Here is a 22,403-nt window from a genome sequence, read left to right on the forward strand (position 1 = left end):
TATTGTATTCTTAGTAAGATTATAGATAGAAGGTGTTCTAATGAAAGACGTTCAATCTACTTATTCGGCGACGAATATGATGAGTATTCCGATTCATCTGGCGTTTTTGATAGTGCTTACGATGGCTATTTATAATATCGATCAAACGTGGACAGATTTTCTGAACATTGTTTGGATTGTTCTTTTCTTAAACGGTATGAACTTTATGTTATTAATCTATTTTTTCTTCAAACAAAAAGATTCTAAATCAAGGCTAAAAAACTTGAAAATGTTCGGGAAGTTTACCGGCATTATAATGGGTGTGCATCTCAGTATGGCTGGTGTGTTATATCTAGTGTTTTAAGCTAAGTGGAGAAGGTGGCGGTTAACATAGAAGTCTATCGAATTTATATGATGACGAATTTGATCAGTATTCCATTTCACTTTATATCCGTCCTCTTTATGTGGGGTAACTTAATCATCACATCTTCCTACGGTAGTCTGTTTGAGGATGTTGTTTTGTATGGACTCATAATGAATTTACCAAATTATATTTTGCTAGGGTTTATTCATGTGGCTAAAGATGGTGTGGCCCCTAAGGAGAATCTGAAGCATTTTGGATTGTGGTCATGCGCTGTCATTGGTGGATATATTTTAATTGGGTTACCTATGATTTAAAATTTTAAATTCAAAATACTTTTGATTTGTAATTCTATGTAATTCGTTGTATTCTACTAATGCTTAGGTACTTTAGACTAGGATGAACGGAGCAAAAATATGGAAAAAATAGCGGTCTCATATGATTACCCCATTGTGATCATTTCAATTATTATTGCCGTCTTTGCGTCTTTTACGACGATCGAATTAATGAGGCGGACGATGCAAACTATTAAACAAAAACACCTATGGTTGCTAGTCAGTGCACTCACCATGGGCGTTGGAATTTGGTCGATGCACTTTGCGGGCATGTTGGCGTTAGAAAGCGATGTCCGATTCGAATACGATATAATCTCAACTACAACCTCACTCATTATAGCCATAATCGCATCCTACGCTGCATTTTATTTCATCACATTTCGAAAAACGACTAATCTTGTACTCTCTCTCTCAGCCATTTTACTAGGAACAGGTATATCGTCGATGCATTATTTAGGTATGCATGGCATGACGGTTATGAATATCGATTTAAGTTATGACTTATTATGGGTTGTCATATCTGTCTTAACAGGTATATTGGGCTCGGGCATTGCGCTTTATGTGTTTGCTAATGTTAATAAGGAATATTTATATGTGTATCAATTATTAATCGCAACTCTATTAGGGTTCGCAATTAGCGGATTGCATTATTCCGCGATGAAAGCTGTATCGATTTATAACACGGTACAAGGGCACGACCATTTTTATCAAGTGTGGACGGTTCCCGCGCACTCTGATTATTTATTAGTGGCGATCGTGACGGTAATGTTTACGATTTTTATTGCGATGAACACACTAACGCTTCGTGAGCGTATTATCCAAAGTGAAATTAACTATTTAGCCTTTCATGATCCCTTAACGGGGCTTCCAAATCGAAATATGCTAGATCAGTATATTCAAGAGTCACTGCTGCGTGGTCAAAAGTATAACCAGCCTTTTTCTTTATTCTTTTTGGATTTAAATGATTTTAAAGAAATTAATGATACACATGGACATGACGTCGGTGATTCTATTTTAGTGAAAGTATCAGAGCGTTTGTCCAGTAGTTTGCGTCAGGGAGATGTGGTCACGAGGCTTGGTGGCGATGAGTTTATTATTGTGCTAGATCGTATTGGGGCAGATGGGGCGAAGGAAGTAGCCGAGCGAATTTTAGAGAGTTTTATTGAACCGATTCGGGTTGATGGTCAGGAATTTAAGGTGAAACCGAGTATAGGTATTAGTATTTATCCAAAAGATGGTCAGGATATGGAGACACTGATGAAGCAAGCTGATCAGGCAATGTATTCAGCGAAAAATGATGATGATCGGTATATGAAGCGGGCGGATTAGAACCAGCAACCTTAATGGTGCTGGTTTATCCCAGGAGGTTTATAGATGAAATGTCAGATTAATGCTATGTTATTAGCTGTCTTTGTTATTGTGTATTTACAGATATTTTCGTACCTCAGCGGACTGACCGCTTTTGAGTCATACGTTGGGGGTTTTTGGAATGGTACTATCGGCCTTAGCGTCGCTATTGGATTAGCCGTTTGGACGAGGAACCGAATAGTCAAAGGGAGAGCGTGTCGGATTCCTAGTTCAAAACTTGTACAATAAATGAAACTAAAAAGAACCCTGATAATAGAAAATAAATGTAGCCAAAATTACGTTTACCTTCATTGTAAGCTGAAACCCCAGAAACGCCTGTTACGACAGCGACGAGTAAGAATAAGTACGTCGTGTTGAGGTAAAACCCGTCATACAGGTAATGTAGGATAAAAATTAAGACCGCGATGGCAATCACGCCGAGTTCTAGTTTTCGTAGCATATTAAAAATCCTTTCTTATAATCTAGCTTTAGTATATATGAAATCGAATTATCGTGCAGTGACCTTTACAACTTTTTCGACGATAGGAAAGATGAAGTATCCCAATATGAATCCCGTAAGATTAAGGAGCAAGTCATCAATATCCATATTACCTCGATCTGTCAGTAGTTGTGAAGCTTCAATGATGCTGATGGTTAGGACGGTGTAAAATACTAAGGTTAATAATTTGGGACTTTTACTAATAAAACGGTAGTAGATTCCAAACGGCATAAACAACACCACGTTAGCCCCTAAATTGTAAAAAGCCACAAGCGGATCAGCGTATTCTGAGAGATACAATTGAATCGTTTCAAACGGAATGAGGTTAATACTTTCCCGTGGTTGGTAGTTCGGGCGGAAAAATAGTAGGATCAGTAAGATGGCTGAATATAAGCCTGTTGCCAAATGAATAACTTTCCGCGAAACGATGATTGTCGCTTTTAACCAAAGGGCACCTAGAAATAACGCCGTGATCGTTATACCAATCCAAATGAGCCCAACGACAACGGGGTTCAGATATGCAATCAGCTGTGACCAAATAGGGAATAGAGATATGAATAAAATCTGAGCTAAGATGAAGCTAATCCATAATGGTAACATATGGCCTCCAGATGGCAATCTTTTAACAATAGTATATTAGGAGTTTATGACAGGAGCAAGTCGTCATGATGGTTGTGAGGAAACTACTAGACTAGGTTTAGTAGTTTTTTATTCTCTAAAAATGCTATTTATTATCTACTCTGGGTGGTTTATTCTCCATTATCTACGGTTTATTATCTAATTCTAGAAGTTTATTATATAAATTTAAACTTTTATTCTCTATTTCGGCACTTTTATTATCTAAAAGGGGTTCTTTATTCTCTAAATCGTCGTGGCTTGCAAAAAAGGTCAAGACGACTTACGCGAACAACTGGGGAGACGTGAAGGTAAAGCGGACTATATTCAGCATAAATTAATGGAACACGATGAAGATATCTTTCATTTGAAAAAAAGAGCTTACTAGACTAAACCCACTACAAATGATGTAGTGGGTTTTATTTACTTACAGGCTTCATGATCACTGTATCCGTTTTTTACTTTTATGACGTGTCCAGTCTCTTTTTCCACATAAACAACTTTCTGGTCGCAAAAATCACCTCTATGTCTGAATTCAACCACGAAGTAATCACCTTGATCGGTTACGTTATCAATTTCCTCGTCAGGATAATCAGACCATTTAATACCAGAGACTGTATTCCATGCTGAATCCTGGTTAGGTAAATAAGTATTGATTCGCCCTTCGACATGACGATTGGCGATTGCCTGAGCGTGCTCCTCTGATAATGGTAGATCATCTTGATTTATTTTAAGAGATTCGAATGCCCAAGATTTATTTGAACTTTGGAACCAAACGATTGAGGCAACAACCACAACGAGAATGATCGAAGCTAGAATCAAAGTTTTCTTCATGATTTCCTCCGAGACTTGATTTGGTATAAATTTTACAGTTTGTATAGGTGTATTTCAAGGTGCTCCATGTACGACTTTGTCCGTACACGGCTGGCCAGTCAACTATCCATTTTTAATAATTCTTGAAACATAGTTGAGGACTTTTTCGTATTTGTTTGTAAGTACATATGTAAGGAGTAGAAATCATGAAAATTAGATTTAGTATTCCAAAAGCGGATCATGAATATGAACAGGAGTTAAAACAAAACAATTGGACCCCGTTAAAAGAGCCCCAAAGTATAGGGAAGGCAACGCTTATCTCAATTCCGTTTATGATAGTTAACCTAGTCATATGCTTGGCGGTCATCATAATGGTAGATGGCCTTTCCTGGCACGAGTTTGGTTTTACTGAAGAGGGATTTAGGTTTACGCTCTCGTTATCGCATATAGTGTGGTTCTTTGCCATGATTATTATTCATGAACTGATTCATTTAGTGTTTGTCCCCAACTTCTTGAAATCTAACAAAACTTATCTTGGGATTACATTACAGGCAGGTTTTATCTTGACGGAGGATATGATCTCTAAATCTCGATTTCTAATAGTCTCGTTTGCCCCGTTTATCTTGATCTCGATAATATTACCAATCATTTTAAGTTGGTTCGGTTTGTTAACGCCTTTATTGAAAGTGCTAATCATCATTAATGGAGTGTCTTCGTCTGTGGATTTTCTAAATTCCTTTATGATCATGAGGCAGGTGCCTAAAGGAGGCAGTATTATTAATAACGGCTTTAGAACATATTGGAAAGCAGCATAGATCTTATAATCATTTTGAGGTATGGAATGGCTCCATCATTAGGTTTTAGGAATTTGTCACATATAAGGAAAACGGAACACCCATTTTGCGCAGGCGTTCCGTTTTCCTTATAAATTAGAATCTTCCCTCATAACCTCTCCGTCACAGTGCATCGCTGATGACTTTTCGGTAGTAGATGACCGAAAGTATACCGAAGATTGAGTATAAGAGTGTATATAATCCCATCACGATGAACATCGGTGTCCAAACTTCTGATCCGAAGAAGAACCAGCCTGATTGTACGGCAAAATAACTGTGTAGTAATCCAATGGCCAGAGGAATTCCAAAGTTAAAAAGTTGCTTATACTGGATTCCTTTTAACAAATCAAACTGAGTGAAGCCAAGTTTCCTAAGAACAGTGTAACTGGACTTCTCACTTTCACTCTCATCCATTTGTTTAAAGTAAAGGACGCAGCCTGATGTAATCAGAAATGTGAGACCAAGAAATCCGACAATAAACATGATGAGTCCCATGTTCATTTTCTGCCTTTCGCTTTGATTTAACTTTGACTCATTCCCCGCCAAATCGTCTATATTATGACTTAAGAATAAATTGTTTGCTTCCTCTAAATCGTTGACATCAATCCCCGTAAACATTAAAGAACTTCTTTGGAATTCAGGGTCTAAATCATCTTTTAGTTTTTCGTAAGTCGATGTATCAACGACAGCTAATGGCATGCCACCGCCATTCGTGAAATAAGATGAAACGAGATACTCACGGTTCAAGCCAGTTTGCTGAAGCTCATAAGTGTCGTTTTGACCATTTAAAATTATTTCTCCAGATTCCTTAATCGTCATAAAACGCATCATAAGGTCAGAGTAACCAGTAAGTAAAGTTTTGCCTTTATCCACATCGATGTGATCGAAATTGTCATCACTCACAATAGGTAATGGTACCTCGCTAGGGTCCATGGTGATCGTATTGTCTCCATCCATATCTAATTCAAGGATGTCAGATGCATCTGCTTGGTATTGGATGACCTCAACCTGATTCATCGAGTAATCGATGTCATTGTTCTCCAATATGGTCGTAAATTCCTTAACCGATTCTTCATCAACCAAAGAAAAGTCATGGACGACATAATCTTCGGCCAATTGTTCTGCTGAGTAATAAGAAATATAACTTAAACTTAATAAACCAATGGCCAGAGCTGAAATCGTTGTGATGATAGTCAGTAATAACGCATTCGACTTCATTCTGAACATGATAGAAGATAGAGACATGACTTTATTAATGTTCAAATAGCCATTATGTTGTTTGCGGATCAATTGGAAAATGAACGCAACAGAACCTTTGTAAAATAAATACGTTCCAATAATGACAGAAGCTAGGATGAAAAGCATTGCCATGAACAGTTCATTAATCGAAAGAAATGCTCCGTCAAATAGTTTTTGTGAGATATAGTATCCAGTTCCTATTAATCCAATGCCTAATACACCAATGATCATTTGCCAAATAGACATGCGCTTTATTTTAATTTCTGTAGAAGAACGAACTTGAAATAATGCTAAAATACTTTGTTTTTTAATAAATACGAAGTTAGTAACCATAATCAGTATATAGATGCCAAGAAAGACCAGTAACGTTTGAATCAAAGCTTCTTGTGAAAAAGTAAGTGTAGCGACCGCTTCGACTCCAGTGATTTTAAAGACAATCATGACCATTAATTTAGAAATGGCAAAGCCAATCGCGATTCCTATTAACATAGAACTAAAGTAAAGGATGAAGTTTTCAATACTTAAGATTCGAAAAATACGTCCTTTTGTCATCCCAACCAATTGAAATAACCCGATTTCACTACTACGTCGTTTTATGAAAAGGTTATTGGCATATACCAAGAAAATTCCAACAATGACAATAAGAACGATAGATCCTGCTTTAACAGCAGCTTGACCTTTAATTGTACCTGTTGCTGGGTCCATGGATGGATCGTATTGTAACGTAACAAAGGCAAAATAAATCGTTACACTAAAAATTAACGCAAAGACATAAAGGTAGTAGTTGCTTAGGTTTTTCTTAAGGTTTCGGATGATAAGTTGATTAATGTTCATCTTGAACGCCACCTAATACGCCTTGAGTTTTCATAATATCTTGAAAGAAACTTTGTCTATCTTCATTGCCTTTGTTGAGTTGTGTGTAAATTTGCCCATCTTTAATAAAAATGACGCGTTTACTATAACTGGCTGCAACCGGATCGTGTGTCACCATCATAATGGTAGCTTGACGTTTGTCGTTTAAATCACTTAATTTATTCAATAAATTGGAAGCCGATTTTGAATCAAGTGCACCGGTTGGTTCATCGGCGAAAATAATACTTGGTTCATGGATGAAAGCACGGGCTGCCGATGTTCGTTGTTTTTGACCACCTGAAATTTCATTCGGGTATTTGTCACGAGTGTCATAGATCCCAAGTTCATTGGCAAGTTCCTGAAATCGTTCATTCGCTTCTTTTTTCGATACGTTTTGAATCGATAATGGTAATAGAATGTTTTCTTTAACGGTTAATGTATCGAGTAAATTGTATTCTTGAAAAATAAAGCCGAGGTGATGTTTACGAAATTCGGCTAACTTTTTCGATTTCATACTTGTAATCAAGTTCCCTTCTACGTCAATCGTCCCATGGCTGACTTGATCAATTGAAGATAGCACGTTGAGTAGTGTTGTTTTTCCGGAACCAGATGCCCCCATAATACTGACGAATTCACCTTGCTCAAGTGTAAGGTCAATCCCTTTTAAGACTTCTTGCCTGTTAAATTTGTTTCCATAGCTTTTATGAATTTTGTGGGCTTTTAAAAGACTCATGTGTAAAACTCCTTTCGGTTTAACTGAATTCATTGTATATGGAGAAGTAGTTCTTTTCCTTCATTTTACCTAACAATTCAAAAACGCATGTGACATTTTTGTCACATGCGTGTAAGTTAAAGATGATTGTCTAGTCTGAGATATGAACAAAATCGTTTTTCTTAGGAAAGGTGAGGGTAAAAGTCGTTCCTTCACCTAAAGTTGATTCAACCTTCATGTTAATGTGTAATGAATTTGTGACTTGTTGAGACAAGTATAAGCCCATACCAGTGGATGATTGTTCCTGGTGTTTGGCAGTCGATGTAAATCCTTTTTCAAAAATTCGTGGTAAGTCTTTAGCATCTATGCCTCGGCCGTAATCTTGAATTTTCAATTTAGTATGGTTAAGTTCTTTGTAACTGACTAGGATAATCTCTGAGTTTTCACTATACTTTACAGCGTTTGATAGTAGTTGTCGAATGATAAATGCTAACCACTTGCCGTCGGTTAAGACTTCACCCTCATTTAATTGAATGTCGAATCCAATTCCTTTGTGAATACACCAAGATTTTAGGTTTTTAATTTCTTGATAAATGATCGGTTCAAGATTTATTTTTTCAATATAGAGATCATTTTCAATAATGGCCATGCGTTTTTTATGTAACTGTTGGTCAAGTAGTAAATGGATTCGAAGCCATTCATAGTTCAAGTCTGCTTTTAATTTTTGATTGTCAATTCGATCGATAATGAGTTGCATAGCCGTTAAAGGCGTTTTAACCTCATGAATCCAAGAAAGTAGCTCATCTTTTTCTTGTTCAAGATTGGTGCGATAATCAGATTCGATTTGTTTCAATTGCTCTATTTGTTCAGTAAGGTTCTGAGAAATAATTCGTTCAAAAGGAGATAAAGGTTGTGGCATATCAGATTCATCAAGGTAACTAGCACGCTTGTCCAATTGTTGATAAAAATTTGTCTCACGTTTGTAACGAATGATTAGAAACAATAAAAAGATTACACTTGATAAAAATGTATAATACACGAGCGAACCAAAGGAAATCTGAGAATCTATGTATGCAATGAACAAAAGCAATGCTTGTAAAAAGACAAATAACACAATCCAGCTGATTCGTTCTATTAAAAAATTTATAATCATGAAGAGTAGCCTTCCTTCGCAATATAACCTTGTCCAACTTTTGTTTCAATATATTGTCCTAAACGGAGTTCATCTAATCGTTTTCTGAGACGATTGACATTCACTGTTAAGGTATTATCGCTAATGAACCGTTCGTCCTCCCATAAGCTTTGGATTAGCTCTTCGCGGCTTACGATCTTATTTTTATGTTCAATTAATTCTTTTAAAATGTAAGTTTCGTTTTTAGTTAGTTCTATTGTGCCATGCTCATTGGTGACAGAGTTTTTCTCATAGTCAATAGTAGCATCGCACCAGGTTTTAAGTTGGATATTGTCCACATTGTAATTATAAACCCGTCTAAGCGTTGCTTGTATCTTAGCGATGAGAACATCGAAATGGAATGGTTTTTGGATATAATCATCTGCCCCAAGTTGCATTGACATCACCATATCTGTAGGATGATCACGAGAAGATAAGAAAATAATGGGCACATTAGAATGCGTACGTATAATTCGACACCAATGGAAGCCATCATATTTTGGAAGTTGTATATCAATAACAACAAGATCAGGTTTGATCTCGCTGAATTCCTCAATGACTTGATTAAAATTTTGAATGCCATATACATCGTATGACCATTGCGTAAGGCGTTCTTTTATTTCATGAAAGAGTGATACATCATCTTCAATAATGAGGATTTTAAACATCGATTTCACCTTTTCCTCTAGTAATACAAGCATTATTTATTAAACAATTCCTAAGTATCGGCAAATACCCCAAACAATAACCCCTAAAACATATTAACGCCAATAATCCTTCCATCACGAACTCGGTCAACGACGTTGTTTCGTTAAATTTCATAGATTTCATAAGTCTATAGATACTCACAGTAAAACTAATCGCAAATGCACAAAGAACTGCTATTGAGTCATTAGTATAATTTTCATCTGAAACAAAATATATGCCACTTAAAAGCAGAATTATAACAACAGTTGCTGTTACATATCTAAGATTGTCTAGGCTTTTGTTCGTTTCCTCAGACATGGAATTCTCCTCAAAATTTTTCTTTATTTTACCATAAGTTTTCCAAACAAAAAAACACGTAAATCCATATGAACTTACGTGTTAGTCATAGTAAAAAATTTATTATTTATCCATAATCGGAATCCATACTTCACAGCGGTAATCGTCGCTATAAGCATCTTCATTAGGATAAACTTCAATTTCAGGTCCTCCAGCGTGTTCGTAGCCCGTTGAGGGAAACCATTCAGAAAAAATTCGTTGCCATACATTTTTAATGGCGTCTGGCATTGCACCAACGGATTCAAAAACTGCCCAAGTAGCAGATGGTACGTGTTTTTCGACTAAACCATCCATTGGTTCATATTCAGGCTTCTCAATAGCAATGATATATGACAATTCCTCTAATTCTGGTGTAAAGTCCATACAGATTCCTAATACGCCGAGATCCCCCGCGTGTTTTTCTAGTTTTTGAACAGTGCCATTTTCATGAGATTCTTCCCAAAAAACAGGAATCTTTTTTAGGTTCTCACCGCCTTTTGTTGAGGTGCGGAGTTCTTTTCCTACTACTTTGAACCCTTCCTTTTTTACAATTTTGTAATTCAATTCTTCATCCCCTTTTAATTGTATTTGAAAGGAAAGTTTAGGGAAGGCTTTTAAACTTTTGCCTTCTTTTCGTGCTTGGGATGGACTTATACCGTGAATATTACGGAATGCTCTCGAAAAAGATTCTGGCGTGTCATAACCGTACTTGATAGCTAGGTCGATGATTTTACCTTCACCTGCAACCAGTTCTTGTGCAGCTCTTGTTAATCTTCTTTTCCGAATATATTCGGAAACCGTAATTCCGGTTAACATATGAAACAGCCGCTGATAATGGAACTTTGATAGAAAAGCTACTGCGGCCACATAATCAATGTCCAATTGTTCATTTAAATGCTCTTCTATATATTCAATACTATCTGTCATACGTTTTAGTCCTTCCAAGCTGTAACCTCCCTTTCAACTACAATGTTACTGGATCAATAAATTCAATTCCTGATTTTCTGTGCGGTCTTTTGTATGGTTCTAGCTTATCATTAAATACCAAATTAAAGAATATAGGAAAAGCGAACGTAAAATTAATCATTTTTGGTAAATAAAAAATCCACTCGAACGAATCGAGTGGATTGAAACTTACTGAACTTGTATAACAATTTTCCCTTTCGCATGATGAGTCTCACTTAATTCATGCGCATCCTGGAGGCCTTGTTCACTTAGTGGGAAGCGGTGGCCAACGATGACTTTTAGTTTGCTGTCTTCCATTTGTTTGGCGATTTGTTGTAGTTGTTCGCCTTTTGGCTCTAACCAGACGAAAAAGGCGTTAACGCCAAAGGTTTCGGCCTTGTCTTCTTCTGGTGGTTCAGCGACGGATGCTAGATCGCCACCTGATTTAAGCACTAGATAACTTTTCTTCTGAACATCGCCGCCTAGAGTGTCGAGGACGAAATCGTAATTGGATAGAACTTCTTCAAAGTTTTGTTTCTTATAATCAATGACTTCGTCTGCACCTAAGTCCTTAACTAAATCGACGTTCTTCGTGCTGCAGGTCGTTGCGACATACGCGCCAGCGTTTTTCGCAAGTTGAATGGCGAATGATCCAACGCCTCCTGAACCAGCGTGAATGAGGACTTTGTCGCCTTCCTTGACGTTTCCATGTTCGAATAAACATTGCCAAGCTGTAAGGGCTGTGAGTGGGGTAGCAGCAGCTTCGTCATAGCTGATGTTTTCTGGTATTTTAGCTAACAGATGAGCGTCTATAGCCGCATACTCTGCGTAAGTGCCTCTATTGGTTAGTTCAGGGCGTGCAAAGACTTTATCACCTACTTCGTAATCTGTGACGCCTTCACCAACTTCGTCAATGACGCCTGCTGCATCCCAACCTAATATAATAGGTAACTCAAACGGTACCATCTCTTGAAGGTAGCCTTCGCGTAGTTTCCAGTCAATTGGGTTGATGGATGTCGCATGAAGTTTAACGACGACTTGTCCTTTTTCAGCTTTCGGTTTGTCCATTTCACGTTCTTTCAGTTGTTCTTTTCCACCGTATTGATCGATTACAATGGCTTTCATGTTGTCACCTCTTTCAACATTATTATGAGATTTGAATTTAAGATTATTCATGTGCCATTGTAATAGCCGTTCTAGATCATTGTTAAAACATCTCCTTTTAGTACGCTTTAATGAGGTCCCGAATCGTCCGACCTTTTGGAAGCGGGGAGAGGGTAAGGAAGCCGTCATCGCTTGGTTCAGCTTTTTTCTGGCAGCTCAGATCAGGTTTACCGTTAATCATCATCATGCATGTGGTGCAAAGTCCGGTACGACAAGAAAACCGGAAGGCGATGCTGGGGTCATGGTAGCGGTAGATGTTTTCTAACACATTTAAAACAGTCATGTCGTCTTGCCAGTCTATTTCGTATTGTGATGTTGTTACACCGCGATCAATTTTCACTTGTAGTGTCATTAGGGTGAACCTCCTTTTGCCGTAACTCGTTCTGCCCTTGGCGTCGGTAGAATAAGTTGTGCATGATGGCGTTTTGCAGTTTTGGATACTCTTCTATATAATGTGCTCCTCTGCTTTCACGACGTTGAAAGGCAGAGTGGACGACGGCATCAGCTGTTTTGTACATATGTGTGGCTTCAATGAAATCTAACACCTCGCGAGAGTAAGTTGATGTGTCACTGAGATGGATGTTTTGAAGTTTTTGTCCAATTGCGTTCATTCGATTCAAGGCTTCCTGTAATCCACTTTCAGTTCGAATAATACCAACGAATTGGTTCATGACTTCTTGGATCAACATTTTAATCTCAAAAGGACGATGTTGGCCTGATTTGGTTTGTAAAAACTTATCGAGTTTCGCTAAGTCGTATTTAGGCGTTTTAGTGAAAGTTTCGTAAGACGCATGGATGCCGGCACGCGCCCCGAATACTAGGCACTCTGAAAGGGCGTTGTTACCTAAGCGATTGCCACCGTGCAAACCACCTGAAGTCTCACCAGCTACGTACAAGCCTTTGACGTCGGATTGGGCGTATTCGTTAATCAGTACGCCGCCCATCATAAAGTGGGATGCAGGAGCAATCGTGATTGGCTCTTTAGCCAAATCAACACCTTGGTCAGCACATAACTGGTATTCATGTGGGAATTCTTGCTTCACTTGGTCGATAACGTCTGTAGCATCCAGAGTGAGCGGGCCGCGGCCTTCTTTTAGCTCTGTTGCGATTGCAATGGAAAGCACATCGCGTGTGGCATCTTCAAGTGTGTCAGGGGCATATTTTGTCATAAAGCGATCGCCGTTTGCGTTGTACAGTTTTGAATAGTGATAAAAACTGATGCAAAGCCCTGCGATGGAAGCGGGTTTTGCGACACTTACGGGGTAAAATTGAATTTGTTCCATGTCGATGAGTGTGGCACCTGCTTGAAGTCCTAGGGCAAAGCCGTCACCGGTGGACTGAACAGGATTGCTCGTAACAGGAAAGAGCTGAGCTGCCCCGCCGGTTGCCAGTATGGTGGACTTACTCTGAATGACGTACGGGGTATTCGTTGTAAGGTCGATGACAGCTGCACCAATGACACGATTGCCATCTTTCACAAGCTCCACCGTGATCACATCACTCCACGTCGTGATTCGGTTATTTTTGGTTGCCTTTTTTCGTAATGTGTGTAAAATGCCAAGTCCTGTTTTGCCTTTTTTGGCACTAAGAGAACGCGGAAGACGGTGGCCAGAGGTATGGGAAAGGAGGACGTTTTGATCTTTTGATTGATCGAGCTTAAGTCCCCAATCCATAATTTCTCCGAGTCGCTTATCAATTTCATTCGATAAAATTTTTGCAAGTGACGGGTCACTTAAACCTCTACCACTGTCTAAAATATCGTTTAAATAAATATTTGGTTCATCTTCTGGGTGGGAAAAATCCCCGAGGCCTGCGATTTGAACAGCTCCGACCGACGACCCACTTCTCCCTAAAGCGCCTTTATCTAAGATAAGCACTTGCCGTCCTACATTTGCCGCATAAACAGCTGCAGAAAGACCTGCAGCACCTGAACCTATCACTAGCACATCCGTTGAAATGACGTTCATCACGACCACACTTTCATAAACTAACATTCTATTACTAATAAATGAGTTACCCGTATTATACAATGACCATTTTTTTCGTAAAAGTTAGAAAGAGTTAGAGGCTTGCATCATAGTTTTAAAAAAAGGTATTTATAAATGAGGTGATCCGGTGACACATGTCGGGTTTTTGTACCCTGGCTTTGCGGCAGAGGATGATTATCCGTTATTGGGGAAAATGGTAGATCCACCTGTTGATGTGACGTTAATCCATACGACTTTTAAAAAAGACGCACACACGGTTCGGGCGTTAACTGAAATGGGAAGTATTCCAAGGTTGATAGAAGGGGCGCAGTGGTTAAAAGGAAAGGATATAGACTCGGTATTATGGACGTCAACGAGCGCGAGCTTCACGCTTGGGATTGAAGGTGTTCAGGAGCAAATTACGGCGTTAGAAAACTTTTTAAGAGTCCCAGCATCTACGACAGCGATGGCGTTTATTCATGTAGCGGATGAGCTAAACTTGGACCGGGTGGCTGTTGTTGCGACGTATCCTGATGATATTGCGCTGTTGTTTAAAGCATTTTTGGAAGAGCATGGGATCAAGGTAGTAAAATTTTCGAGTGAAGGGATTATGACAGCAGCTGAAGTTGGAACTCTAGAGCGTGAAAAAGTTATTCAGTGGGTTGTTAAGCACGATGTTGACGGGGCTGATGCCTTGTTAGTTCCAGATACAGCTTTGCATTCAGTAGCCTGGGTCGAGGAAATGGAAGAGAGGGTTCAAAAGCCGGTGTTAACAGCAAATCAAGTGAGTTTTTGGGAGGCTTTGCGATTAGCTGGAAAACTTACACCACAAGAAGGGTTAGGGATGTTGTTTAAAGGAGGGCACTCAGGTGTTGATTAAGGCCAATCCAGGACAGGTGAGTTATGGCGAGTCGATTGGTATATTATTGCTTGAAACATTTTCACCGTTTATTCCTGGAGATGTTGGCAATGCCTCAACCTATTCGTTTCCCGTTCGTTACAAGCGCGTGGAGGGCCTGACGTTTGATCGTTTATTAGCAAAAGACCCTGAATTAAAAGAGTTAATTTTAGAAGCAGGACACGACCTTGTTCGTGAAGGGGTCAAGGCGATTACAGGCGATTGTGGTTACATGGCGATGTTTCAAAAGGAAATCGCGCACGAATTAAATGTCCCGGTCTTTTTATCAAGTCTCCTTCAGTTGCCATTTATGTCATCGATGCTAGGACCTCATGAGAAAATAGGAATTATTTGTAGTCATGCCGGTCATTTTGATTATGACTTAATAAATGGAATGGGAATCGAGGTTGATCGAGACAAAATTTGTGTTGCGGGTATGGAGCATCAGGAGCACTTCAGACTAGCTGCTCATGTAGAAAATGGTGAACTTGACCCGGATATTGCGGAGCAAGAAGCCTTGAGTGTCGCAACATCGTTAGTTGATAAATACCCTGATATTAAAATGTTACTTCTCGAATGCAGCAGCCTTCCACCATATGGGGCTGCGATTCAACAGGCGACTGGACTTCCTGTTTTTGACTATATTTCAATGATTAACTATGTTCATACAGCCGTGGTTAAAACACGGTATCAAGGATTTATGTAGTTTTTATCACGTGAATGACCTCATTCACGTGTTTTTTTGTTAAGGTAAGTATATCACCATTAAAAGGAGTCAGATCATGCCAACGGAAAAAGAAAAAATGTTACAAGGTGACCTCTATCATCCTGAGGACCCAGTGTTAGTACAAGAACGGTTAAATGCCCGCCGACTTACTAGATTATTTAATGCATTAGAAGAGACCGAGCGTAAAAAACGAATGGAAATTTTGAAAGAATTGTTTGGCTCAACAGGCAAGTATTTCAACGTTGAGCCTTCTTTTCGTTGTGACTATGGCTATAACATCCATGTTGGGGAGGATTTTTTCGCGAATTTTAACTGTGTATTTTTAGATGTGTGCGAGATACGCATTGGGGATAACTGTGCGATTGCCCCAGGGGTACATATTTACACGGCAACTCATCCATTAAATGCGGAGGAACGAATTTCAGGGATTGAGTACGGAAAGCCCGTGACGATTGAAGATAATGTCTGGGTCGGCGGAGGTGCCATTATTAATCCGGGTGTCACGATTGGTGACAATGTCGTCATTGCTTCAGGTGCTGTGATTACGAAGGATGTGCCGAGTGATGTTTTAGTAGGTGGAAATCCTGCTAAAGTGATTAAGGTGATTGAGTAAAGAATTCGGTGAAAGATAAGCAGAATCCGGTAGTAAAGAATGGTAATCCGGCAGTAAAGTGAAAAAATTCGTCAGTAAATTATTATTTTTAAGTGAATTGAAACCTAAATCAAAACTATACGTTATACCTTTAGATAAAAAAGAGGGAGGGGTATGATTTGAACGAAATAGCCTTAGAACTAAAAGATGTTAAAAAGACGATTTCAAATAAAGAAATCATTAAAGGGCTGAATTTTCAAATTAAGCCTGGCGAAGTTTATGGTTTTATTGGACCAAACGGCGCTGGTAAAACAACGACGATCCGAATGATGGTTGGACTGATGAATCTGACTGAAGGTGACGTCAAAATTCTAGGAAAAAGTATTCAGTCGGAGTACAAAGAAGCGGCGAGAAATATTGGAGCCATTGTAGAAAACCCTGAGTTATACTCCTTTATGACTGGGTGGCAAAACCTCATGCATTTTGCTCGTATGTATGAAGGGATTACAAAAGAGCGTATTCGTGAAGTTGTATCACTCGTAGGATTAGACAATGTCATCAACGATAAGGTGAAAAAATATTCATTAGGGATGCGCCAACGTTTAGGTGTTGCGCAGGCGATTTTACATAAACCGGCTGTCTTAATTTTAGATGAGCCTACTAATGGCCTTGATCCAGCTGGTATTCGTGAAATTCGTGATTACATCAGAAGGTTGGCGGAAGAAGACCAAGTAGCTGTTGTCATCTCAAGCCATTTATTATCTGAAATTGAATTAATGTGTGACAGAATTGGGATTATTAAGCATGGTGAAATTATCTCTGAACGTTATGTTAATGAAGAATCAGATCAAGACGATGCGCAATCTGATGTGAAAGTCATTTTTGATGTAGGACAAGCTGATGAAGCAATCAAGGTTTTAGAGGATAGGGATATCGAGGTAAAACGAGAGTCAGACAAACTCGTGACCGAAATTAACCGTCAAGAAATTCCGAATATCGTTCAAACAATGGTTAACCAGAACATTTCCGTCTTCGGTGTGACGCCAATTAAGGCAACACTTGAGGATCAATTCTTAGAACTGACGGGAGGTAATGTCATTGAGTAAGTTTTTAAAGCTTTTATATAATGAACTACACAAACTATATATTCGAAAATCCACATGGGTGATGTACATTATCCTTGCTGCTATTGTTATCGGTGGCGCAGTTTTAATGACCATTTTTGATGATAATACTGTTGAAAGTGAGTACTCTGAGAACTGGCGCGCAGAACTTCAGGCGGAAAATGATGAAATAGAGCAATCGCTTCAAGAGAATAATAATGAATTTATGATTGATATGAACATGAGTAATGTTGAAAAAAATAACTACCATTTAGACAATGACATTAAACCTTTAAATTATGGTGGCTGGCAGTATACGTATGAAAACGCAGGGCTATCTATGTTGATTGGTTTATTCGTTATTATTGTTGGTGCAGGTATTGTGGCGAGTGAATTTAACTGGGGGACGATTAAATTACTTCTTATCCGTCCAATCTCTCGTTCCATGATTTTATTTACGAAATTTGCAGCGGTATTAACCTTTGCGCTAATTACATTAGTGTTCTTATTCTTACTGAACCTCGCCGTAGGGGGGATCTTCTTCGGACTTGAAGGGGCCAATCCGCATATTGTCATACAAAAAGCAGATGGATTCGTTCATGCTTCACTATTTGGTGAAATCATGACTTCGTATGGTTATGATATGGTTAACTTAGTCATGCTGACGGCATTAGCCTTTATGATATCAACGATCTTTAGAAACAGTTCTTTAGCTATCGGAATTGGAATCTTCCTACTAATGGGTGGTAATATTGTTGTTCAAGCGCTAAGCCAATATGATTTTTCTAAGTATATTTTATTCGCAAACACGAATTTAAAACAATATGAAACAGGAAATGTCTTCATGGAAGGCATGACACTTGGTTTTTCTGTAACGGTGTTAATCGTTTACTTTGTACTCTTTATGGTACTATCCTGGGCGTTCTTTACGAAGAGGGACGTTGCTGGACAGTAAAATTAAATTGAACCTGCAAGTTCTTTTTGAGCTTGCAGGTTTTTATATTAAAAAAGAATACCCGCCGAATGTCGACGGGTACTCCTTAGTGTGATTTCATTTACATAGGGTTTGGTAGGAAAATTTATTTAAAATCCGCTTGGTTTAACTTCGCGGATTTTATTCTGCTTCTGCATTTTCAATCCACTCATCAACCGTGTCACGGTTTTCTTCAATCCATTCTTGAGCAGATTCTTCAAATGACTTATCTTCTTCTTCATAAGCTTTCATCATTGACTCTAAATCATCAACCTTGATGCCCCATTGAGAAAGGATGTTGTAAGCTGTTGGATGCTCATCCTCTACTCCCTGCTAAGATAGAACTTTCACCATGGATTGCGCAATGGCACTAACCATCACGTCTTGAGATTCCTGCAGGGTTTCTAAGTGATCACTCATTTGATTTAACCTTCCCTGATTTATTTAATTTATATTATACATTTTATACGTTTTATACGTTTTATATAAAATGTCAAATCGTAGGGGGGTTTATTTTACTTTGTATATTTTTTACAAGTTGATCCAAATTATATAAAGTTAAGAAGTTTTGGGCTTCTTGGAGGTTATAAGATTGAGTTATCAAGAATATTGGGAAAAGCTTTATGACATATATAGCGATCTAACACAGGTAAGAAATCATTACTGGGCGGAATATTCTTCTTTTGGGGATTGGCAGTTTTGGGTGGTAATGGCGTTACTGGTGTTGCCTTTAATTGTCTTAGTCTTCACCGTTGATCGGAGAAGAATATTTGAGGTTTTCTTTTTTGGGTATACTGTCCATGTACTTTGGACGTATATAAGTGATATCTTGGAATACGATTTATTATTTGTGCATACGTACTTTGTGTCGCCATTCTTTCCATCAGCTATTAACATGACAGCCTCCCTATTGGCAGTTGGTTTTTTACTGTTGTATCAATACTGCACAAATAACGGTAAAAATTTTTATATCTGGACTCTAGGATTGAGTGCCTTATTCGCTTTTGGGGCTGCTTCGATTGAAGAAATGGTAGGATTTGCGAACATTGGACGAGGGTTTAATCAATTTTATATCTTCCTAATTGATGTTTCGGTCGCTTATGTGGCGTATTGGGGGACGAGGTTTTTGGTGTATGTGAAGAATAAAGCAAAATAAAAAGGAGACTGGGTGTAGTTCAGTCTCCTTTTCTAAGCATTTTCTAATTCTTGATTTATTAAATCCAGGTTCTCGTTAATTTTTTGAACGGATATTTTCTTATCTAATAGTTCCATAATTGTTTTCGATTGTTCAAAGTTATCTTTAGCCATAGAGTAATTTTTTAATTTCATATGGCTAACCCCAATCAAGAAATAAAACTGCCCGAAACCGTATAAGGATTGATTTTTCTTACAATGATCAATCCCCTCTTGTGCATTATAGATAGCATTATTGTATTGTCCATCCAAATAATAAGTTCTTGAAAGATTATAATAAATCATTGTCAGCAAATTAGTATCATGAATATACGGTAAGTTATTTAATGCTTCATTAGATTTTTGGTATAGCTTAATTGCATTATTGGGGTCGTCTATATCAATATACAGATTAGCCTTATTGATTAGTATTTGAATTTCTCTTTCTGAATAAGATTTGATACTAGTGTTACATAGTGATAATGCATCATCTAATAACTCTAAAGCTGAATCATAGTCTTTATCAATAAACCTTTTACACAATGATTTATGCCACATAATAAATTGTTTAAATTTATTATTATTCATTAAGGGTGTTTGTTCTTCGCGTTTAATCAACTCAGATAAGCTAAAGTAATCATCTTGCTTTACTAATTCCCTTGCTTCTAATTCTACTTCTAGTGAGTAATCAACCCTCGAATTATAAGTTGAATCATAAAAGTAATTAATATCCACACCTAATCGTTCAGCGATAAGGAATAATATATCAGCTGCAATTGCAAGTGATCCATTTTCAATTTTGCTGATATATGCTTGGGTACAGATTCCGTCACATAACTCTTTTTGTGTAATTTTGAAATATCTTCTTAATTCGTAAATTCTTTTTCCTATTTCTTCACGAGGATCCATTTTTTAAACCCCTCCAAAAGTATGAAATATTCCAATGTTTATATTTTTTGAGAAAATCAAAGCAAATTAAAGATATTCAGGTGTGAACTAGAAAAAATCGCTTAATATCGCAAATCCAAGGATTTTTTATATCTGTTACTATTTCATTATAGAAATCACTTACTTAAGAGGGAGGTGAAAATAATGAAAAAAGTATTAGGTATTGCAGTTATCACTGCATTAATCGTTGGTTTCTCAATGAACGTAAGTGCTGCTGGTGACCTTAATGATGTAGCACTAGGCGGCGTTGACACTCTAGGTATTGGTAAAGGTAATGATGATCTAGGTTCACTAGACTAATTACCAGATTTCTTAACTCAAAGCATTTCCTTATAAGTCGTCCATATTTTTATTCGTCCATAATTTTATAGCTACCAGAAATTGCAGAAATTTTTGGTAGCTCTTTTTTTACATAATACTTCATAAAACTTTAAAGATAAAGTTTTATTTTAATAGATTAACAAAATATTAAGGCTTTTTGCGGGTATTTATAAATTTTTTTAACCTATAATGTCGATTTTTGTTGATAAAAAAGTCTTAATAATCGGGAGGCTCTTAAATGGGGGAGAAGAGTTTAACGGAAGAGAGAGTTCTGAGCCCAGAAGAGTTTGTTTCGGGTTATCAATATATAACCGGATACTTAAAAGAAGGGTTGCCGTTACACGACGTACTAAAACGGGCATTAAAATATTTTGAGGATCAGTTTGATGATTCGTACTGTACCATCATGTTATTGAACCAAGATGGTGATGAGTTTATTGATGGGGTTACTTACACCTTACCAGATGACATTATTGAGCAATTTAAATACATCAACTTATATGATGGGCTGGGTACATGTGGGACAGCTGCGATAAGAGGTGATTTTATTGTCACTGAAGATGTGTACCATGATTCGAAATGGGATTCTTACCATCATATCATTGAGCCTCATCAGTTGCGCTCGTGTTGGTCTGTTCCAGTATTTCGTCCGGGTACAGACGAGTTAGTAGCGATTTTTGCTATGTATTCAAAAGTGCCGAAATACCCATCTCAACAGGAGATTGATACGATTACGGCATATAACGATTTGATTGGGTTAATTGTTTCTAATTATCGAATTTATGATTCTGGTGAGACAGAAGTGATTGATGAGAGTAATGGTCATCACTATGAACTTGCTGAAAATTATGTACAGTCGATCAAAGATGCAATTAAAAATGGCGATATCTTTCCATACTACCAGCCGATTTTGAAATCGAATGGGTCTGAGTTGTATGGTGTTGAAGCTCTTGCAAGATGGGAGCATCCGAAATACGGTTTAATCCCGCCAGTTGATTTTATTAGCGAGGCAGAAGAAAATGATTTTATTGATCAGCTAGATGAAGAGATATGTCGAAAGTCCTGTTTGGAAATGAAACAATTAATGGATGAGACAGGTGATAGGTTCAATTTATCTGTCAATATTTCAGCTATACACATTCGTAAAGAAAATTTCGCAGAACGAATGGAATCGATTCTGGATGAGACTGGTTTTTCAGCGGAGAATCTATCGATTGAGATTACTGAAACTTCTTTAATTGAAAATTTAAAAGATGTCGCAGTGACATTTCAGCATTTAAAGAATTTAGGGATTAAGATTTCAATTGATGACTTTGGTACAACTTACTCTTCTTTAAACTATTTAAAATATCTCCCGGTGGATACGATTAAGTTAGATAAAGCGTTTATTCATGATGTAGATAAAAGTCCGATCGACCGACGCATTTGTAAAACAATCATCCAACTAGGAACAGATTTGAACTTAGATGTTATTGCCGAGGGTGTTGAATGTAGTCAGCATCTTTCAATCATTAGAGACTTCGGCTGTGATATTTACCAAGGTTTTTATTTTAGCAAACCCCTAACCTTAGAAGGTTGGAAGACATACTATTCGAGTTTTTAATCTCTCCCCATGGCTGCCTGAATTCGGGCAGCCTTTTTTCATTTTAGAAATAAAAGGAATTTATAGAGGAATCGTCGAATATCTATATTAATTGGAAGTTCGGAAGGGGGAATGTCGTTGGAATTATTCAAGGCAACCCAGAATAACGAGAGGTCTATGGAAGGTTGACATAGACGTTGCAATCCATTAGGGTATTGTATATCTAGCGAG

The 22,403-nt window shown here is 37.9% G+C and carries 27 protein-coding genes and 1 pseudogene; 14 read left to right on the forward strand and 14 right to left on the reverse strand.

Annotation, left to right across the window (positions count from 1 at the left end; all coding sequences use genetic code 11):
* The first annotated feature begins 40 nt into the window (after positions 1-40).
* From EDC24_RS05495 to EDC24_RS05510, 4 genes are all read left to right on the forward strand, one after another.
* On the forward strand, positions 41-343 hold the full coding sequence (locus EDC24_RS05495; protein ID WP_124220518.1) for a hypothetical protein: 303 nt from the start codon (positions 41-43) through the stop codon (positions 341-343).
* A gap of 5 nt (positions 344-348) precedes the next feature.
* Positions 349-657, forward strand: coding sequence for a hypothetical protein (locus EDC24_RS05500; RefSeq protein WP_170158469.1), 309 nt, complete (start codon positions 349-351; stop codon positions 655-657).
* A 99-nt stretch (positions 658-756) separates the two neighbouring features.
* Positions 757-2,004: a diguanylate cyclase domain-containing protein gene (locus EDC24_RS05505; protein ID WP_124220522.1), complete on the forward strand. Its 1,248-nt coding sequence runs from the start codon at positions 757-759 to the stop codon at positions 2,002-2,004.
* A 45-nt stretch (positions 2,005-2,049) separates the two neighbouring features.
* Positions 2,050-2,271, forward strand: a complete 222-nt coding sequence (locus EDC24_RS05510; protein ID WP_124220524.1) for a hypothetical protein — start codon at positions 2,050-2,052, stop codon at positions 2,269-2,271.
* Here EDC24_RS05510 and EDC24_RS05515 read toward each other — a convergent pair.
* Together EDC24_RS05515 and EDC24_RS05520 are read right to left on the reverse strand one after the other, a co-directional pair.
* Positions 2,249-2,482, reverse strand: a complete 234-nt coding sequence (locus EDC24_RS05515) for a hypothetical protein (protein WP_124220526.1) — start codon at positions 2,480-2,482, stop codon at positions 2,249-2,251. The two genes, EDC24_RS05510 and EDC24_RS05515, sit on opposite strands and share 23 nt — an antisense overlap.
* A gap of 48 nt (positions 2,483-2,530) precedes the next feature.
* Entirely contained in the window at positions 2,531-3,121 is a 591-nt protein-coding gene (locus tag EDC24_RS05520; protein WP_124220528.1) for a VanZ family protein, read from the reverse strand.
* A 271-nt stretch (positions 3,122-3,392) separates the two neighbouring features.
* Between EDC24_RS05520 and EDC24_RS15370 the strand changes: the two genes are divergently transcribed.
* The gene (locus EDC24_RS15370; protein WP_281274496.1) at positions 3,393-3,524 is read left to right on the forward strand and encodes a hypothetical protein; all 132 of its coding nucleotides are present in this window, start codon (positions 3,393-3,395) and stop codon (positions 3,522-3,524) included.
* Between the two features lie 35 nt (positions 3,525-3,559).
* Here EDC24_RS15370 and EDC24_RS05525 read toward each other — a convergent pair whose 3' ends face one another.
* The gene (locus tag EDC24_RS05525; RefSeq protein WP_124220530.1) at positions 3,560-3,970 is read right to left on the reverse strand and encodes a hypothetical protein; all 411 of its coding nucleotides are present in this window, start codon (positions 3,968-3,970) and stop codon (positions 3,560-3,562) included.
* A 185-nt stretch (positions 3,971-4,155) separates the two neighbouring features.
* On the opposite strand from EDC24_RS05525, the gene EDC24_RS05530 reads away from it, so the two are divergent.
* On the forward strand, positions 4,156-4,764 hold the full coding sequence (locus EDC24_RS05530; RefSeq protein WP_124220532.1) for a DUF3267 domain-containing protein: 609 nt from the start codon (positions 4,156-4,158) through the stop codon (positions 4,762-4,764).
* A 141-nt stretch (positions 4,765-4,905) separates the two neighbouring features.
* On the opposite strand, the gene EDC24_RS05535 is transcribed toward EDC24_RS05530, so the two are convergent.
* The 9 genes from EDC24_RS05535 to EDC24_RS05575 all read right to left on the reverse strand — a co-directional run bounded on the left by EDC24_RS05535 (position 4,906) and on the right by EDC24_RS05575 (position 13,882).
* Complete coding sequence (locus EDC24_RS05535) at positions 4,906-6,855, reverse strand: FtsX-like permease family protein (RefSeq protein WP_124220534.1); 1,950 nt, start codon at positions 6,853-6,855, stop codon at positions 4,906-4,908.
* Positions 6,845-7,606 carry an ABC transporter ATP-binding protein gene (locus EDC24_RS05540; RefSeq protein WP_124220536.1) on the reverse strand — a complete coding sequence of 254 codons (762 nt, stop codon included), beginning with the start codon at positions 7,604-7,606 and terminating at the stop codon, positions 6,845-6,847. Before EDC24_RS05540 ends, EDC24_RS05535 begins: the two co-directional genes overlap by 11 nt.
* Positions 7,607-7,736: 130 nt before the next feature.
* Complete coding sequence (locus EDC24_RS05545; RefSeq protein WP_124220537.1) at positions 7,737-8,738, reverse strand: sensor histidine kinase; 1,002 nt, start codon at positions 8,736-8,738, stop codon at positions 7,737-7,739.
* Positions 8,735-9,424, reverse strand: a complete 690-nt coding sequence (locus EDC24_RS05550; protein WP_124220539.1) for a response regulator transcription factor — start codon at positions 9,422-9,424, stop codon at positions 8,735-8,737. The genes EDC24_RS05545 and EDC24_RS05550 overlap by 4 nt, the downstream gene beginning before the upstream one ends.
* A complete protein-coding gene (locus EDC24_RS05555) occupies positions 9,417-9,761 on the reverse strand; it encodes a hypothetical protein (RefSeq protein WP_124220541.1) in 345 nt (114 codons plus the stop codon). Before EDC24_RS05555 ends, EDC24_RS05550 begins: the two co-directional genes overlap by 8 nt.
* Before the next feature lie 102 nt (positions 9,762-9,863).
* Positions 9,864-10,724 carry an AraC family transcriptional regulator gene (locus EDC24_RS05560; protein WP_124220543.1) on the reverse strand — a complete coding sequence of 287 codons (861 nt, stop codon included), beginning with the start codon at positions 10,722-10,724 and terminating at the stop codon, positions 9,864-9,866.
* A 189-nt stretch (positions 10,725-10,913) separates the two neighbouring features.
* Positions 10,914-11,849, reverse strand: a complete 936-nt coding sequence (locus tag EDC24_RS05565) for an NADP-dependent oxidoreductase (RefSeq protein WP_124220545.1) — start codon at positions 11,847-11,849, stop codon at positions 10,914-10,916.
* Positions 11,850-11,946: 97 nt separating this feature from the next.
* Positions 11,947-12,240, reverse strand: a complete 294-nt coding sequence (locus EDC24_RS05570) for a 2Fe-2S iron-sulfur cluster-binding protein (protein WP_124220546.1) — start codon at positions 12,238-12,240, stop codon at positions 11,947-11,949.
* A complete protein-coding gene (locus EDC24_RS05575) occupies positions 12,218-13,882 on the reverse strand; it encodes an L-aspartate oxidase (protein ID WP_124220548.1) in 1,665 nt (554 codons plus the stop codon). Before EDC24_RS05575 ends, EDC24_RS05570 begins: the two co-directional genes overlap by 23 nt.
* Positions 13,883-14,003: 121 nt before the next feature.
* Here EDC24_RS05575 and EDC24_RS05580 point away from each other — a divergent pair, with 121 nt between their 5' ends.
* The 5 genes from EDC24_RS05580 to EDC24_RS05600 all read left to right on the forward strand — a co-directional run bounded on the left by EDC24_RS05580 (position 14,004) and on the right by EDC24_RS05600 (position 18,130).
* The gene (locus tag EDC24_RS05580) at positions 14,004-14,735 is read left to right on the forward strand and encodes a maleate cis-trans isomerase family protein (protein WP_124220550.1); all 732 of its coding nucleotides are present in this window, start codon (positions 14,004-14,006) and stop codon (positions 14,733-14,735) included.
* A complete protein-coding gene (locus tag EDC24_RS05585; protein WP_124220552.1) occupies positions 14,725-15,459 on the forward strand; it encodes an aspartate/glutamate racemase family protein in 735 nt (244 codons plus the stop codon). Before EDC24_RS05580 ends, EDC24_RS05585 begins: the two co-directional genes overlap by 11 nt.
* A 76-nt stretch (positions 15,460-15,535) precedes the next feature.
* A complete protein-coding gene (locus EDC24_RS05590) occupies positions 15,536-16,093 on the forward strand; it encodes a sugar O-acetyltransferase (RefSeq protein ID WP_124220554.1) in 558 nt (185 codons plus the stop codon).
* A gap of 158 nt (positions 16,094-16,251) precedes the next feature.
* Complete coding sequence (locus EDC24_RS05595) at positions 16,252-17,178, forward strand: ABC transporter ATP-binding protein (RefSeq protein ID WP_124220557.1); 927 nt, start codon at positions 16,252-16,254, stop codon at positions 17,176-17,178.
* Positions 17,165-18,130, forward strand: coding sequence for an ABC transporter permease (locus tag EDC24_RS05600; protein WP_342769344.1), 966 nt, complete (start codon positions 17,165-17,167; stop codon positions 18,128-18,130). The genes EDC24_RS05595 and EDC24_RS05600 overlap by 14 nt, the downstream gene beginning before the upstream one ends.
* A gap of 159 nt (positions 18,131-18,289) precedes the next feature.
* On the opposite strand, the pseudogene EDC24_RS05605 reads toward EDC24_RS05600, so the two are convergent.
* Positions 18,290-18,466 (reverse strand): annotated as a pseudogene (locus EDC24_RS05605) (glycine betaine ABC transporter substrate-binding protein); the annotation flags it as partial.
* A gap of 274 nt (positions 18,467-18,740) precedes the next feature.
* Between EDC24_RS05605 and EDC24_RS05610 the strand changes: the two are divergent.
* Entirely contained in the window at positions 18,741-19,304 is a 564-nt protein-coding gene (locus EDC24_RS05610; RefSeq protein ID WP_124220563.1) for a hypothetical protein, read from the forward strand.
* A gap of 32 nt (positions 19,305-19,336) precedes the next feature.
* On the opposite strand, the gene EDC24_RS05615 is transcribed toward EDC24_RS05610, so the two are convergent.
* Positions 19,337-20,230, reverse strand: coding sequence for a helix-turn-helix domain-containing protein (locus EDC24_RS05615; protein WP_124220565.1), 894 nt, complete (start codon positions 20,228-20,230; stop codon positions 19,337-19,339).
* Positions 20,231-20,413: 183 nt separating this feature from the next.
* On the opposite strand from EDC24_RS05615, the gene EDC24_RS15135 reads away from it, so the two are divergent.
* Entirely contained in the window at positions 20,414-20,569 is a 156-nt protein-coding gene (locus tag EDC24_RS15135) for a hypothetical protein (RefSeq protein ID WP_170158470.1), read from the forward strand.
* Between the two features lie 259 nt (positions 20,570-20,828).
* Positions 20,829-22,193 (forward strand): sensor domain-containing phosphodiesterase, encoded by a 1,365-nt coding sequence (locus EDC24_RS05620; protein WP_124220567.1) that lies wholly within the window; start codon positions 20,829-20,831, stop codon positions 22,191-22,193.
* Positions 22,194-22,403 lie beyond the last annotated feature (210 nt).

Origin of the sequence: Aquisalibacillus elongatus, from assembly GCF_003843875.1 — a bacterium.
Classification (GTDB): Bacteria; Bacillota; Bacilli; order Bacillales; family Alkalibacillaceae; genus Aquisalibacillus; species Aquisalibacillus elongatus.